Origin of the sequence: Ruminococcus sp. 1001136sp1, from assembly GCF_039841815.1 — a bacterium.
GTDB lineage: Bacteria > Bacillota > Clostridia > Lachnospirales > Lachnospiraceae > Blautia_A > Blautia_A faecis.
Map to the genome: position 1 here is coordinate 22,183 of NZ_JBDPGY010000012.1, position 14,527 is coordinate 36,709.

Sequence of the window (14,527 nt, forward strand, 5' to 3'; positions counted from 1 at the left end):
CGTATACACAGGAGAAAACCATGACCAACAAAATCGACCGTGAAGATATGCTGGCGCTGACCAGGAGGATGAATGTTGCCCGGAGTTCTTTTACAAGGATTGCGGGATGTTATGTGGATAAGGACGGGGACTTTGACGGCAGCTTTAACGTGAATTTTTTAAAGCTGTCTGCCGCAGAAAAGAAGAAAAACATTGAGCTTGCCAAGGTAGTTCCCTTTGCAGCAACAAATGTAAATCTGAAACGTTATGAATTTGCAGATGCAGACAGAAGGCCAGGAACCGTGTGGCAGCTTTTGATGGCAATCCGGGAATGTGGGCTGAAAAACGATGCTCTTATGGACAGCTTCTATGATCTTGTAATGGAGAATTATAAAAGCAGGAGACCTTATGCAGTTTATATTTTCCACGACAGATATGATATTCCGGCAAAGGCAGCAGATAAGGAGCGGCTGGGGGAATCAGAAACTGTTTTTGAATATCTGATCTGTGTAATTTGTCCACTTGCAGATGAATACGAGCCAGGTGAGCCGGAGTGCGGCTTTCTTTTTCCGGCATATACAGATGGCGGCGCAGACCTGAACCATGTTGCCGTGTTCCAGAAGGATGCAGACAGGCCGCATCTGGAACTGGTGAGGTCGATTTTGCGGGTGAAATAATAGAAATTTAACAGTTGCTTTTGCAAAATATAAAAAAGGTACTCTGTTATATTGGTATCAACATAATTGATATTAATATAACAGAGTACCTTTTTACAGAGTCTGGAGTTGTACTTTATGGGATATTCTCGTATTCCCGTATGATCTCCTTTGCAGCTGCATACTTCGTCCGCCAGTGCTTTAGCTGCATTGGATCCGGCGTGACGGAAGAAAGCCGTGTTTCATCTGAATTATGGGCGAGATCCGCAATCTTTACCTTACGAGCCAGCGGATTTTCGCAAAGTCTGCGCACATAATCCAGATAATCATCGGAAGGAGCGTGTGTAAGCAGCTGGACTGCCTCTGTGATCTCTCTTGGGAATTCCGCTTCCAGATCAGGAAGAGTCAGGGCAGTATCTTCCAGAACGTCATGAAGCAGGGCAATGCAGGTGGTAGTTTCATCTGTCATTTGTTCTGCAAGATGAACCGGGTGAAGAATATAAGGAACCCCACTCTGGTCGTATTGTCCTTCGTGTGCTTTATATGCAATTTTTATGGCTTTTATGGTTAAGGGAGTATAGACCATAGTTTATTCTGCAGGCGCAGCCTCCGTGTCTGTATTTAATGGAGTAAAAGCTGCCAGAATTTCATCTGCTTCTGCTGTGGTATCTGTGGTGTATGATAAAATAATGGAGACAAACTTTCCTCCCTGTTTGCGGGTACAATATTTCTGAAGAACTTCATAGTCATTGACTGCCACACTTGTTTCCATAACACGGAAATCCTGCCCGGCAATCTGTATATCTGTTACGTCTGAATAAGTATAGCCCATCCCGGTAGCATCCAACATCTGCTGTGCAGCCAGAAAATACTGGTCAACAGTCATATTCTCCAAAGAAGCATCCTCGACAACTAAGGAAACATTAGGAAAACCAGAGATGGAAGAAGCCATCATTTCATAAACAGTGCCGGACAAAGCATCCTCTCCAAGTTCCACCCCGGAAGCTTCCTCCAGAGTAGTCTGGCCCTGCTTCATAACAGACTGAAGCTCTTCCTCTGTATTCATGACTACTGTTTCCGGCGGTATGAATTTCAGATTCAACCACTCACTCTGAAAATCAGTGTCTGTGATGGTGCCTTTTTCATAAGAGGAATCAGAAGTATCTGTAGCACTTTGTGTATGTGCCTCTTGTTCATTATCTGCTGCATCAGCTGTCTGTGAGGTCTCCTCCGCCAGTACTGGGACAACAGCACCGGTGCAAAGGGAAAAAGCCAGCACAGCCGGTATTAGTAAGCTCTTTTTTCTTCGCATGAATTCGGTATCCTCCTAAGATTTATAATGTCAGAAAAGTTTGATGCGTTTGTTGAATAAAGATGGGGATGAAATATCCCACAAATTGTGATGCACATTTTGCAGAAAGCCTTTTTTAAACATGCTCTGATGTCGTGAAACTATTATAGCAAATTCGAAATTACTTTCCTAGTGATAAATGGTAGAAAAAAACGTGAAAAAATTGTGAAGGGTTACTGTTTCAGGAGAAAATTGCAGAGCGCCTGCGCTGTTACTGTTCAATCCGTTCACAGTAACGTGCTTCGCGGAACGTTACCAGTGAGCAGTAACGCTGCGCTACTGTCCTGTTTGGTGATTTGCTGTGGGGAGTTGCGTTTCCTGTCATATTTCGTTATAATAAAAGTCAAAGACTCAAAAACAGATTTTTACCGATTGACAACTTATTATACAAGGAGTTTCTATATGAGCTTTTGGAATACCCTGAAACAGAAATTACGAAGCTTTATTCCGGTAAGCCGCACCTATATGGACAATAAGCTGCGTGAACTGGAAAAAGAGAATAAACGCCAGGAAAAAATCCTCCTGGAGCTTCAGAAAAACAGCCAGTCCATGCTGGAGCTGAAGGAATATGTGTCACAGGAACTGCACCGCCGGGACGACTGGGGAAAACGGGCTGCACAGGTGCAGCGTGAAGCGAAAGAACGTCAGATCTGGGTGATCAAATGTCCTGCTCCTGAGGAAAAAAAGATCCGTTGGGGCGATTATGCGTATGCAGTTGCCTTGAAACGTTACCTGGATCGAATGGGAATGTACACTATAATTGACCTGCACGAAGACTGGGACTGTGAAGTAAACGCAGATGTGGTTCTTGTACTTCGAGGCTGCGAATTTTACCGTCCGGATCGCCGGAACACCAAATGCCTCTATATTATGTGGAATATCAGCCACCCGGAGATGGTTACCCAAGAAGAATACCAGCTCTATGATATTGTATGCGTAGGTTCCTGCCATTATGCCAGGGAGCTTCAGGCGAAGCTTACGGTTCCTGTTTATCCATTGCTTCAGTGTACAGACACTGAGCTTTTTTACCCGGATCAGGAAGCTGAATGCAGCCGTGGAAAAGATTATTTATTTATTGGAAATTCCCGTGGTGTGGCCCGCCCCTGTGTATTATGGGCAGCACAGGATAAGCTTCCGCTGAAAATCTGGGGTGCAGGCTGGAAAGCCATGTTAGGCCCAGATAAGACCATGGTACAGGATGTTTTTATCGAAAACAGCCAGATTCCCGCCCTTTACCGAAGTGCCCGCGTCACATTGAATGACCACTGGAAAGACATGCTGGATTACCAGTTTGTGAATAATCGCATTTTCGATGCCCTGGCCTGCGGTCTCCCAGTAATATCTGACTGCTGCGATGAGCTCAGGGAAATCTTTCCGGAAGCAGTGCTGTACTATAGCAATAAAGAAGAATTCCACCAGTGCGTGAAGAAAATTGAGAACAACTATGAAGAAGTGAAAGCAAAAGTCGACGAGCAGTGGCCGGTGATTAAGGAGCAATATTCTTTTGAGACGAGAGCACGGGAACTGGTGGAGATTGTGGAGAAACATTTGCAAAAGTAATAAGTTTATCGGCTGAAAAAGAATGGGAAAGAGAATGGAAAAGCAAAGAGATACTCTGATCGATTTATTGAAGGGGATTGGAATAACTTCAATTGTTATAGGACATTCAAGTTGGATACTGCCAGGATGCAATTTTCCAATTGGTCCATTTGTTTACACATATCATTTAATGATATTCTTTTTTGTTGCAGGGATGAGCTTTAAACCGCGTAACGATATAACGCCATATATGCAAATTGGAAAGCGGTTAGGAGGAGTACTCCCCATTTATGTGAAATATAGTATTGTGTTTATTCTTTTGCATAATTTTTTTCTGAAAATTCATATACTTAAGAGTGATACAATTGTATATGGAAAATTAGATATTATAAAACTAATATTTGAGGCATGTATTTTTGGAACATCCGAGGCTATGCTGAGTGCATTTTGGTTTGTTTCAATGTTTTTTATTGGTGTAAGTATGTTTATGTTATTGTATTATCATGCTGAAAAAATGAAATATCCAATAATATGGCATATTTTATGTGGAGTTTTAACTGCTATAGTTGGCATTTGGTTAAATGATAACGAGGTTATTTTGCAGTATCATATACAGACTTCTGTTCTTGGAATTACAGTTATTTATTTGGGATATTTATTTCAGCATTACCGTCAGTATATGATGAAATATTTACAATGGTGGTTATCTCCAATTTTAGGCATTGTTATTTGGAAAATTCTATCTCTCAATATAGGAATGGTTGAATTGTCGGCAAACATGATTCTTCATCCGTTGATTTTTTATCCAATTACAATACTGGGGATTACTTTCTGTATTTGTATTGCTCAGGGATTTGATAAGGTTGGAGTATTACGGACATTATTTTGTACAGCTGGAAAAAATAGCTATCATATTATGGCACTTCATATTATTACTTTCAAATGTTTTGATTTGATGATTTGCAAGATATGGAAGCTTGGAAATGAAACACTGGAATGTTTTCCTTATTCCTTTGAAAAGTTATGGCCCATTTATTATATTGTGGGTGTGGCAGTACCATTGATTTTGGTATATGGAGAAAGATGGTTAATAGAAAGAACTAGAATAGCCATAAATAAAAAGTTTTTAAAGTAATAGCAAATCAAATGAATTAGTTTAGTTTCTTGTCTTTTATATATGGTGATGTCGAGGTAGGAGACATGTTTGTTTTGTGAAAAAAAGTTAATAGAAAAAACGAGAACTTCGGCGCGAAACGTGTTACTGAGCGCGGAGTGAACAGTGATATCTTTAGAGAAAAGTGTGGAGAAAATATGCAGAGTTTAAAAAAAATAATTTACAAAGTGCCCATAATTGATAAGCTAATAAAAAAATGGGAGAAGTGTAATAACGAGATAACGAAACTGAGGAGCGAGAATAAAGAACTGAAAGCTTGTATTCAAAAAATGAGTTTTGAAGTAAGGCGAAATGAAGTTTTTCGAGAAATTGATAATATTCATTTCAGAAAAGTACAGAGAGACATGGAAGCAATGTGCCATCCAGAAAGGAGTATCTTGAAGCAGGCACATCCCTTGGTATCTATCATCATAGTAAATCATAATGGAAAAAGTCAGCTTTCAAAGTTATTAAAATCTTTGCATGAAAGAACATTTTATGATAATTTTGAAATCATTATGGTCGACAATGCGTCGGAGGATGAATCTTTAGACATTATAAAAGAATATCAGGCGGTACTTCCAATAAAAGTGATTCGAAATGATGAAAATCTTTCTTTTTCAGCCGCAAATAATATTGGAGCAAACTATGCTGAAGGAGAGTATCTTTTATTTCTAAACAATGATACTGAAGTAACTGATGGCTGGCTTGATGAATTGCTGCTTAGTGCGCTGAATAACGAGAATGTGGGTGCAATCGGAGCAACATTAGTTTATCCTGAAATTCCAAATTACAGTATTAATAAAGGGAAATCGTACACAATTCAGCATGAAGGAATTGCCTTTCGTGACGGAATACGGGAAAATATTAGATATTGGCAACCATATAATGTAAATAATGGTGAAGAATTGCATGCTTGTATGAGCAGAGAAGACCATGAGTGGGCATGTGTAACTGCGGCAGTTTTACTTGTGAGAAAAGAAAATTTCTGGCTGTGTGAAGGATTTGACGAACAATATCTTTATGGATACGAAGATGTAGATTTTTGCTTGAAATTGCAGAAAAGAGGATTACGTAATTATTGTTGCGGTAATTGTCTGGTATTTCACTATGAGTTTGGAACTCAAAGTACAGATGAACCTACTGTGGTTCGAGAAAGACGCGCAAGGAATATGATTATTTTTCGAGGAAAATGGCAAGATTATTTGCAGAAAAGAATGGAGTATAAAGAAGCTTAATTAAAATAAGGGCTTTATGTCAAAACTGTAATTATTGACATAGAGCCCTTGAAGTTTAATTAGATACTAAATTTAATTTAGAAAGTTTAATGTTAGGAAAAAGAGCGTATCCCATTGTCTGAGTGTCCATATTATAGTAAGCAATTTTACGATTTCCATTACTTGAACCAGAACAGGAAACTGTTTTGCCTAGTAAAGAAGAGTAATCTTCTGCTTTGTAAGTAGTTCCGTATATTTCAGAAGAGTTTCCTTTTTGGATAAGGAGGGTGGCACGGTTGCCAGAAGAATTAAGCTCTTCATAAATAACTTTGCCTGTTACGGACAGATCCTCATCTTTGTAATAATATGGATACTTGCAAATTTCTTCATAGCTGAAAGTAAGATGCAACGGGTCGATATTTGTTTCATTTGTTTGCCAGTAATATGCGTTGAAAACTGGAATCGGCTTTTTTAAATCATTATCGTCGATAGTGCTACAATATTTTATACTTGCAAGAAAATCTGAATCTGTAATCAAATTTTCAAAAGTATCAAAGTCCATTTGATAACCAAGAGAATGTTCGTATAGGGAAAGCTGATTCTGTGAGTAATCATTTATGCTGTCTAGCATACCATAAATGTCAATGGTATCACCTATTGAAACATTTTCGATATTGGTTGAAAAAGCGGACTGGATAGATGTATTAGGATAGTTGAATAAAAATAGATGATTATCAGTATCTCGTATTTTTATATAACCGTGTGTTGGAATTTCATAAAGCTCTACTACAGTTCCGGAAAGCTTAACCGGTATGTCTGAGTAGTTATACGGTGTATTGATTAATGTTTCGTAATCTAAAGTAACTGCGGATGCATTTAATTCCTTTACTGACCGGCAATGATCAAACCAATCTAAATCTAAAAGTGTACCATTTTTTGAGTAGGTAAAAATTTTTTTGCATGGTTTACCGTTCTTGGTTTCAAAAATTTGGTAAGTTCCATCTGGAAAAGTAGTTTTTACCTCTTTTTTAATAATTCCTTTTTTGAATGTGACTTCCTGTATGGTTCCATCTTGATAGGAAATGATACAGGTACCATCGAATGAATTTAAGGCCTCGGACCAATTACCAGTGATCGTAAATGTGGAATCGCTTTGATCAGAAAATAATGAAAAAACAGATTCACCATCATTATTTTTTTCTAACGTACCATAATACATATTATTGAAAACATTAACAGAAACAGTATCCTCCTTTTCGGCAGCACTTATTGGAAGTGCTGATAGAAATAAGAAAAGAATAGATAATGAAAAAAAGTATAACAATTTTTTTGGCATAATATAATCTCCTTTAAAAATATATTACTATTTGAAACAGAATTCGTCAAATAAAAACGCCTTGTTTTTACTAGGATTTTTTGCTACAATTGAAAATATTAATAGATATTTATAAAAAAAGGAAAAAAGTATGAATAAACAATTAAAATGGGTACTACGTGTAATAAATATTGGATGCTTTTTGGCGCTGATTTTATCCTGCATAGTCCCGATAGAGCGAAAAGAAACTCTAACATCTAATATTGATGTAAGTAGTTATGGAAATTTACATAGTATTCCAAGAATTGGGTCGATTACAGATGAGAAACAGATGAAACTAAAATTTAACCTATATGATGAAAAATTGTATGGTGTAAATTTATATTTTGGTGTGGATGGTGACGATGAAAACGGAAAAGTTACCTGTGCTATTGAATATAATAATGAAACACTTACAAAACAAACTTTTTCAGTGAAAGAACTGGCTTCATTGACGGAAGGAACTTCGCTGAATTCAGTAGAAATTCTTGTGAATGATTTCGAGAAAAGAGATGGAGAATATACGGTTGTAATAAAGGGAACAGGAATTTCTTCAGAGACTCGTGTATCGCTTTTAGGAAATATAAATACGGGAAGTTATTTTAGATACGAAGAATCTGGAAGTTATGGGGAATATTATTCAATTTTATATGCAATTGAGACTCTGAACCCCAAACATCCGTATGTATGGGCATGTGCATTGATTTTTGCATTGAGCTTATTGAGTAGTTATGTTTTTTACATCAGTTATGAGGAGAGTAAGGTTGAAACTGTTAAATAAAGCAAAAGATATAAAAAAATACAAAAGAATATTGGCTGTGTTGGCTATTGTATTACTGACGGCTTTTATTGAAATTATCTTCAACTTTCAGTCAATTATTGGTGGATATGATTGGATGGATGTTACTGAACATATGAAATTGGAAGAAGAAGGTGAGTATGAAAAATATGTGATTGATTTTACAACAGATAAAGCATTATATATTAAGCAAATAAGACTTGTTGGCGAATTTGCAAGTGATGATGCATATGTGATGGAAGTCCAGCAACTTAATGGATTTGGCAAATCGGAAAAGGTAAGTTATTGGGATAATATTAGTACGTGGTTTTCTGAAAGTTATACTAATTTAAATAAGAAAGTTAAAGCTATTAAAATAACTCTTTATAAGCCAGAGAAAACGGAATTACATTCAGTTGCTTTTTCAAATCGTTTTGAGATTAATAAATATCGGGTATTATTTGTAGTATGCTTGCTTGCATTATTGTATGCAATGATATTTGAAAAAAAATTTGTACAAAAGGTTGAATGGTATTTCCTTTGTTTTTCGCTCGTCTTTGGGCTACTTGTTATAATTTATGCACAGCCGACTTATAATGCCTGGGATGAAGAGGTACATTTTCAGAATGTTTATAGTATTGCCAGTGGTAAGCATGTAAAGTGGTCCGAGGCTACACAGACTATAATAGATAAAAAAACTCCAAGTTGCAATACGAAGGCGGAATATGCAGAATTGCGAGCTGCAATGAATGAAAAAGGAAGAGAAGTTCTACATTTGGAAACAAAAGAGACGGGGGTTGTTTCATATTCCTTTTTGGCATATATTCCTATGGCTATTATGATGAAAATTGGAATGCTGCTTAATTTTTCATTTTCAAACATGTATATGCTTGGGAAAATTGGAAATCTTTTATTTTATGTTGCAATCATGTTCCTAGCTATTAGATTAGCAAAAAAGAAGAAATTGTTTTTGGTATTTATAGCAATGATGCCGACGTCAATTTATTTAGCTGCTTCTTATTCGTATGATGCAGTGGTTTTTGCCTGTGTAACATTGGGAAGCGTTTTATGGTGCAATGAAATGTTCTATTCACAGAAAAAGTATCAGGCTGTAAATATGATTAGCTCGATTTTTCTTTTTTCTGTAGGCTGTCTATCAAAGGCTGTGTATATTCCATTGATTCTTGTTATGTTGCTATTACCACGAGTTCAGAAAATGAAAAAAAAGTATAAGGTTATATTTTGGATTGGAATATTGACAATTTTGGGGTTAGTACTGATGACATTTGTTCTGCCTGTATTTTCTAATACAATTGCTGGAAATGTATCTTTTGGAGGAGATTCCAGAGGGGGAGATACAAGTGTTGTAAGACAGATGCTTTCTATGATTCAGCATCCATGGGCAACTATAAAATTATTAGTTACTGATATTTTGAGGTTTGATAATTTTAGAAACCTTGGAGATCCTTCTTCAAGTAACTATTTTGTAGGGAATTTGATGTTCTTAAATTTTGGTGCATTAGGCGTATTATCGCATAAATGGGTTGTGCTTTTGCTTCCGGTACTCTTACTTACGCTGATTTATAGAGATAAGCAGGATAGTGTGATTTCCTACAGTTCTTTGTATAGATTATTTATTATTTTTGTTATAATAATTACAGTTATATTAATTTGGGTTGCATTGTATTTAAGCTTTACTCCAGTGGGAGTAGAATCTATAGCTGGTGTTCAGGCAAGATACTATTTGCCCTTACTTTATTTAGTAGCGTTGTTGGTTACAAACAAAAAAGTATATATACAGATATCTGGAGAAAGCGTTTCGAAACTTGTTCTGTTATCAGCAAATATATTTTGGCTTGTATCAATATATAGCTTTTTTCTGCAACCAAGATTATTGTAAGTCATAAGAAAACATAAGGGGAACAGATGAGTCAAACGAAATCGCTAAAAGTTAATTCAGTTATAAATATAATAAAAACTGTACTGAGTATTATTTTTCCACTGATCACATTTCCATATGCTTCCAGAGTATTGGGGGTAAACGGAATTGGAAGAGTCGATTATGCGAATTCTATATCGAATTATTTTGTCCTTTTTGCAGAATTAGGCATTACGACGTATGCTGTAAGAGAAGGTGCAAAGATACGTGAAAATAAGGAACAATTAAATCAAGTATGCAGTGAGATTGTTATTATCAATTCTATTTCGACTGCTGTTGCTTATGCAGGATTGGTTCTGTGCTCTTTCCTACCTGTGTTAAAAAATTATCAGAATATTCTGTTGCTATGCGGAACTACTATGATTTTTAATCTGATAGGTGTGAGTTGGGTTTTTAATATATTTGAGGATTATGTATATATTACCGTCAGAACGTTTGTATTTCAGGTTCTTGCCCTCATATGTATGTTTTGCTTTGTCCGCAGCCGTGATGACTATATTATTTATGCTGGGTTAGTAGTGATGGCAAATGTTGGATCAAATATTTTTAATATATTTTATAAGAGAAAATATATCAGACTTTTTGGAAGAAAACATTATGAGTTAAAAAAACATTTGCCTCCTATATTGATTATTTTTGGAATGAGTGTAGCGTCACAGATTTATTTGAATATGGATACTACAATGATTGGTGCAATGAAAGGTGAAACTGAGGTAGGTTTATATTCAGCAGCAGTAAAACTCAACAGGACGTTGACGACTTTGATTTCCTCTGCATGTACAGTATTGATTCCACGGCTTTCCTATTACATAAAACAAGGAATGGAGAAGGAATACAAGGAGATTATTTATAATGCAGTAAATTACTTAATTGGACTTGCCATACCTTGTGCATTTGGATTTATATTATTGAGTAATGAGTTGATTACGATTTTTAGTGGCGCTGAATTTCAGAATGCTGTTCCAATTATGTGCATTTTAAGCCCGAATATTGTTTTATCAGCGATTAATGGCTTGTTGGTTTTTCAAATATTTGTTCCATTTGGCAAAGAAAAAGATACATTAATTTCAACAATTGCAGGCGCATGTGTAAATATGTTATTTAATTTTATCTTGATTATTCCTTATGGGGCAAGAGGTGCAGCCGTAGCAACAATTATTGCGGAAGGAACTGTATATCTTATTCTGAGCATCAAAATGAGAAGATTTTATAGAAATGTCAAGTTGTATGGTGAATTATGGAAATATTCTGTGGCTGGGCTTGGTATGTTTGCTGTTGGCTTGTATATAAGAACATTTAATTTAACTATTATTCCAAGTATTTGTGTTACGGTATTGAGTTGTGTGGTAGTGTATTTTATATTATTAAATATCTTAAATGCCCAAATAATTGGACCAATAAAAGAAATAGTAAAGCAGTTCAGAAGTAAGTAGTTAAAGGAAGGAAAAAAGTTGGGTGTATCAGTAATTATTCCATACTATCATGGAAATAAATATTTAGAAAATTTATCAAAAGTGTTAGCTGATAATATTAAAGAATATGAAAAAAAGTTTGATGAGAAAATTGAAATTCTGTTTATAAATGATAGTCCTGGGGATGCTTTGGAAAAAGAATTTTTAAAAGAAATTAGTGGATATTATCGGATAATCGAAAACAATAAGAATTATGGAATACATAAAACCCGAGTAAACGGCATTTGCGAAGCTAGTCAGGAATATATATGGATGTTGGATCAGGATGACATTGTATCAGAAAGATGGCTATTAAGTCAGTTTGAATGTATTCAAAAATATAAAACTGATATGGTAATAGCAAATGGAAAAAGACAGATATCCGGGAAAAATTATCCAATATTTAAAAATGATAAGACACTAAAAGATGCAACTACCATTGCACCATATGTTGCATTTGGAAATGTTATTGCATCTCCTGGTCAATGCCTAATTCGTAAAAGTGCGATCCCTGTTTTCTGGATGGAAAATATTCTATGGGAGAATTGTGCTGATGATATGTATCTCTGGATGCTGATGTTTGGAGAAAAGCTAAACATCAGTTATAATCCGGAATATTTATATACGCATGTTTCTACAGGGGAAAACTTTTCTTCAAATGAAAAACAAACAATTTATTCCGAATATAAGGTGATTGATCTGTTACGGAAAGCAGGGGGCATTAAAGAATGGTACTTGAGATTCTATGCAGAACGCTTGAAAATAAGAAATAGATATTTCTTTGAGATTAAGAAAAAGTGGCTGTCACAAATATATTATGTAGTAACAGAAATAATAAAAATTTTAGTATTCTGGTTGGTGAAATATTTTAAAATATGAAGATGAAAAAAATATTAATATATGGTCTTAGTAATATGTATGGGGGCGTAGAGGCCTTTATCTTAAATTATGTAAATCATTTACCTGAAAATAAATATACAGTTGAACTTATTATTATGAATAGGACTCCGCAATATTTGGGAGAAAAATTAAAACGAGAAGTAAAAATTCATTATGTTCCAGAAAGAATAAAAAATCCTTTGGGATATAACTGTAGGGTAAATGAAATAGTAAAAAAAGGAAATTATGATATTCTCTGGTGCAATTTCTGCACACTTTCAGATATTACCTGGTTAAAAGCAGCAAAAAAATATGGAATTCCGGTTAGGATTGCACATAGCCATAATTCTGAAAACATGGGGAGTAAATTAGTTTTGATTTCTCACTTACAACACAAAAAAGCTATCAGCAAATATGTTACACATTTTTTTGCATGCTCTGATGTTGCTGGAAAATTTATGTTTGGTGACAATATTGTAAAACAGAACAACTATTGTCTGATTAATAACGCTATTGAAACAGATAAATACTCCTATAATGAAAATATAAGAATGAAAACTCGATTAGATCTTAAGATAAGTGATAAGATTGTTATTACGAATGTTGGCAGATTTCATTTTCAGAAAAATCATAGCTTTTTAGTTAATGTTTTTTCAGAATTTTATAAAAAATATCCAACTTCTGTTTTGCTGTTGATTGGTGATGGAGAGCTTATGGAAGAAGTGAAAAATCAGGTTAAAAAGCTTGGTTTGACGGATTGTGTTATGTTTTTGGGGAATAGAGGAGATGTTGACCGGCTAATGCAGGCAGCTGATCTGCTTTTGATGCCATCCAGATTTGAAGGACTTCCAGTTTCTGCTATAGAGGCGCAGGCTTCAGGATTACCATGTCTGTTTTCTGATACTATTACTACACAGGTGAAGATTACGGAGTCAGTAAAATTCGAAAGTCTTGAGGCACCGTTGGAAAAATGGGTGGAAGATATGGAAGAATTGTTAAAAGAACATCGCAAGGACACAAGAGCACAAATTATTAGTGCTGGTTATGATATTGAAGAAAATGCAGAGCACATTTTTGAGAGATTTTTGTAAAAAAGGGAGTTGTAATAATGAGTGAGTGTATTCATGTTCTACACGTTATAAGAGCAATGGATAGAGGTGGTGCAGAAACTATGATTATGAATCTGTATCGTCATATTGATCGAAGTAGAATTAAGTTTGATTTTTTGGTACATGTAGAAAATAAATGCGACTATGATGATGAGATTTTAAAATTAGGAGGTCGAATTTTTCACATTATTCCATATAGAATATATAATTATGGGTCTTATAAGAGTCAGTTTAAGAAGTTATTGGAAGCGCATCCAGAAATTCAGATTGTACATGGACATATTGGAAGTAGTGCATCTGTATATTTAAGAGTCGCAAATAAATTAGGACGATATACAATTGCACATAGTCATGCACTTAACAAAATGGACAATCTTTCGGATATTATTTTCAAAATTATGACATTAGATAACAGATGGATCTCTGATTATTACTTAGGATGTTCTTATCAGGCTGGTGTAGATCAGTACGGAAAAAAAGTAGTTTCTTCTGAAAAGTTTAAGGTTTTAAACAATAGCATTGATGCCAGTAAGTATGTTTATGATTCTGAAATACAAAGAAAAATGAAAACCTCTTTAGGAATGGAGGGGAAAATTGTATTTGGACATGTGGGACGTTTTATTCCCTTGAAGAATCATACTTTTCTTTTGGAAGTTTTTTCGGAAATTGTGAAAATTGAACCTAAAGCAGAGTTTATATTAGTGGGACGCGGGGGACTAGAAGATAAAATAAAAAGAAAAGTGCAAGATATGAAACTTGTAGATAAGGTACATTTTCTGGGAGTGAGAGAAGATATTCCTGAGCTTATGATTATGATGGATGGATTTGTTTTTCCTTCTATTCACGAAGGTTTGGGAATTGTAGCAGTTGAAGCTCAAGCAGCAGGTCTTCCATGTTTGATTTCAGAAGGAGTTCCGGATGAAGCTATAGTGACACGGTGTGTTAAGAGAGAGCAGATTGCAGCAGGTGCAAAAGTGTGGGCTGAGACAATTCTGGATATGTATAAGAACATACCTCGCATAAATAGATTGGAAGAAATAAGAACTGCCAACTACGATATATATGAAACAGTAAAACAACTAGAAAATATTTATACGAAAGCTGTAAATGAGGAAAAATAGA

General features: G+C 35.3%; 13 protein-coding genes. 10 read left to right on the top strand and 3 right to left on the bottom strand.

The genetic code is table 11. The features are described 5' to 3' along the window. Positions 1 to 20 precede the first annotated feature (20 nt). A complete protein-coding gene (locus tag ABHC48_RS11940; protein ID WP_330661182.1) occupies positions 21 to 656 on the top strand; it encodes a DUF4317 family protein in 636 nt (211 codons plus the stop codon). A gap of 115 nt (positions 657 to 771) precedes the next feature. Here the strand turns inward: ABHC48_RS11940 and ABHC48_RS11945 are convergent, their stop codons facing one another. Both ABHC48_RS11945 and ABHC48_RS11950 read right to left on the bottom strand, forming a co-directional pair. Next, positions 772 to 1,221, bottom strand: a complete 450-nt coding sequence (locus ABHC48_RS11945; protein ID WP_118582867.1) for an HD domain-containing protein — start codon at positions 1,219 to 1,221, stop codon at positions 772 to 774. Positions 1,222 to 1,224: 3 nt separating this feature from the next. After that, the gene (locus ABHC48_RS11950) at positions 1,225 to 1,947 is read right to left on the bottom strand and encodes a hypothetical protein (protein WP_195699617.1); all 723 of its coding nucleotides are present in this window, start codon (positions 1,945 to 1,947) and stop codon (positions 1,225 to 1,227) included. Between the two features lie 441 nt (positions 1,948 to 2,388). Between ABHC48_RS11950 and ABHC48_RS11955 the strand changes: the two genes are divergently transcribed. The 3 genes from ABHC48_RS11955 to ABHC48_RS11965 all read left to right on the top strand — a co-directional run bounded on the left by ABHC48_RS11955 (position 2,389) and on the right by ABHC48_RS11965 (position 5,916). Continuing rightward, the gene (locus ABHC48_RS11955) at positions 2,389 to 3,546 is read left to right on the top strand and encodes a glycosyltransferase (RefSeq protein ID WP_195699618.1); all 1,158 of its coding nucleotides are present in this window, start codon (positions 2,389 to 2,391) and stop codon (positions 3,544 to 3,546) included. 34 nt (positions 3,547 to 3,580) lie between these two features. Continuing rightward, a complete protein-coding gene (locus tag ABHC48_RS11960) occupies positions 3,581 to 4,660 on the top strand; it encodes an acyltransferase family protein (protein ID WP_173718436.1) in 1,080 nt (359 codons plus the stop codon). A 176-nt stretch (positions 4,661 to 4,836) separates the two neighbouring features. Further along, entirely contained in the window at positions 4,837 to 5,916 is a 1,080-nt protein-coding gene (locus tag ABHC48_RS11965) for a glycosyltransferase family 2 protein (RefSeq protein WP_118582855.1), read from the top strand. Between the two features lie 55 nt (positions 5,917 to 5,971). Here ABHC48_RS11965 and ABHC48_RS11970 read toward each other — a convergent pair whose 3' ends face one another. Further along, positions 5,972 to 7,231 (bottom strand): hypothetical protein, encoded by a 1,260-nt coding sequence (locus ABHC48_RS11970; RefSeq protein ID WP_118582852.1) that lies wholly within the window; start codon positions 7,229 to 7,231, stop codon positions 5,972 to 5,974. Positions 7,232 to 7,361: 130 nt separating this feature from the next. Here ABHC48_RS11970 and ABHC48_RS11975 point away from each other — a divergent pair, with 130 nt between their 5' ends. Genes ABHC48_RS11975 through ABHC48_RS12000 form a run of 6 tightly spaced genes read left to right on the top strand, consistent with a single transcriptional unit; the run spans position 7,362 to position 14,526 of the window. Beyond that, positions 7,362 to 8,030, top strand: a complete 669-nt coding sequence (locus ABHC48_RS11975; protein ID WP_147422338.1) for a hypothetical protein — start codon at positions 7,362 to 7,364, stop codon at positions 8,028 to 8,030. Further along, positions 8,014 to 9,927, top strand: coding sequence for a DUF2142 domain-containing protein (locus tag ABHC48_RS11980; RefSeq protein ID WP_195699619.1), 1,914 nt, complete (start codon positions 8,014 to 8,016; stop codon positions 9,925 to 9,927). The genes ABHC48_RS11975 and ABHC48_RS11980 overlap by 17 nt, the downstream gene beginning before the upstream one ends. Positions 9,928 to 9,953: 26 nt before the next feature. Then, complete coding sequence (locus tag ABHC48_RS11985) at positions 9,954 to 11,399, top strand: flippase (protein WP_118582844.1); 1,446 nt, start codon at positions 9,954 to 9,956, stop codon at positions 11,397 to 11,399. An 18-nt stretch (positions 11,400 to 11,417) separates the two neighbouring features. Then, positions 11,418 to 12,296, top strand: a complete 879-nt coding sequence (locus ABHC48_RS11990) for a glycosyltransferase (protein ID WP_118582841.1) — start codon at positions 11,418 to 11,420, stop codon at positions 12,294 to 12,296. Next, positions 12,293 to 13,387, top strand: coding sequence for a glycosyltransferase family 1 protein (locus tag ABHC48_RS11995; RefSeq protein ID WP_118582838.1), 1,095 nt, complete (start codon positions 12,293 to 12,295; stop codon positions 13,385 to 13,387). Before ABHC48_RS11990 ends, ABHC48_RS11995 begins: the two co-directional genes overlap by 4 nt. Before the next feature lie 17 nt (positions 13,388 to 13,404). Continuing rightward, complete coding sequence (locus ABHC48_RS12000; protein ID WP_118582835.1) at positions 13,405 to 14,526, top strand: glycosyltransferase family 1 protein; 1,122 nt, start codon at positions 13,405 to 13,407, stop codon at positions 14,524 to 14,526. Position 14,527: the final 1 nt, after the last annotated feature.

Excerpts from the sequence above, each read along its gene's own strand:
- ABHC48_RS11940 (WP_330661182.1), top strand. The coding sequence starts at position 21 with ATGACCAACAAAATCGACCGTGAAGATATGCTGGCGCTGACCAGGAGG.
- ABHC48_RS11945 (WP_118582867.1), bottom strand. The coding sequence starts at position 1,221 with ATGGTCTATACTCCCTTAACCATAAAAGCCATAAAAATTGCATATAAA.
- ABHC48_RS11950 (WP_195699617.1), bottom strand. The coding sequence starts at position 1,947 with ATGCGAAGAAAAAAGAGCTTACTAATACCGGCTGTGCTGGCTTTTTCC.
- ABHC48_RS11955 (WP_195699618.1), top strand. The coding sequence starts at position 2,389 with ATGAGCTTTTGGAATACCCTGAAACAGAAATTACGAAGCTTTATTCCG.
- ABHC48_RS11960 (WP_173718436.1), top strand. The coding sequence starts at position 3,581 with ATGGAAAAGCAAAGAGATACTCTGATCGATTTATTGAAGGGGATTGGA.
- ABHC48_RS11965 (WP_118582855.1), top strand. The coding sequence starts at position 4,837 with ATGCAGAGTTTAAAAAAAATAATTTACAAAGTGCCCATAATTGATAAG.
- ABHC48_RS11970 (WP_118582852.1), bottom strand. The coding sequence starts at position 7,231 with ATGCCAAAAAAATTGTTATACTTTTTTTCATTATCTATTCTTTTCTTA.
- ABHC48_RS11975 (WP_147422338.1), top strand. The coding sequence starts at position 7,362 with ATGAATAAACAATTAAAATGGGTACTACGTGTAATAAATATTGGATGC.
- ABHC48_RS11985 (WP_118582844.1), top strand. The coding sequence starts at position 9,954 with ATGAGTCAAACGAAATCGCTAAAAGTTAATTCAGTTATAAATATAATA.
- ABHC48_RS11995 (WP_118582838.1), top strand. The coding sequence starts at position 12,293 with ATGAAGATGAAAAAAATATTAATATATGGTCTTAGTAATATGTATGGG.
- ABHC48_RS12000 (WP_118582835.1), top strand. The coding sequence starts at position 13,405 with ATGAGTGAGTGTATTCATGTTCTACACGTTATAAGAGCAATGGATAGA.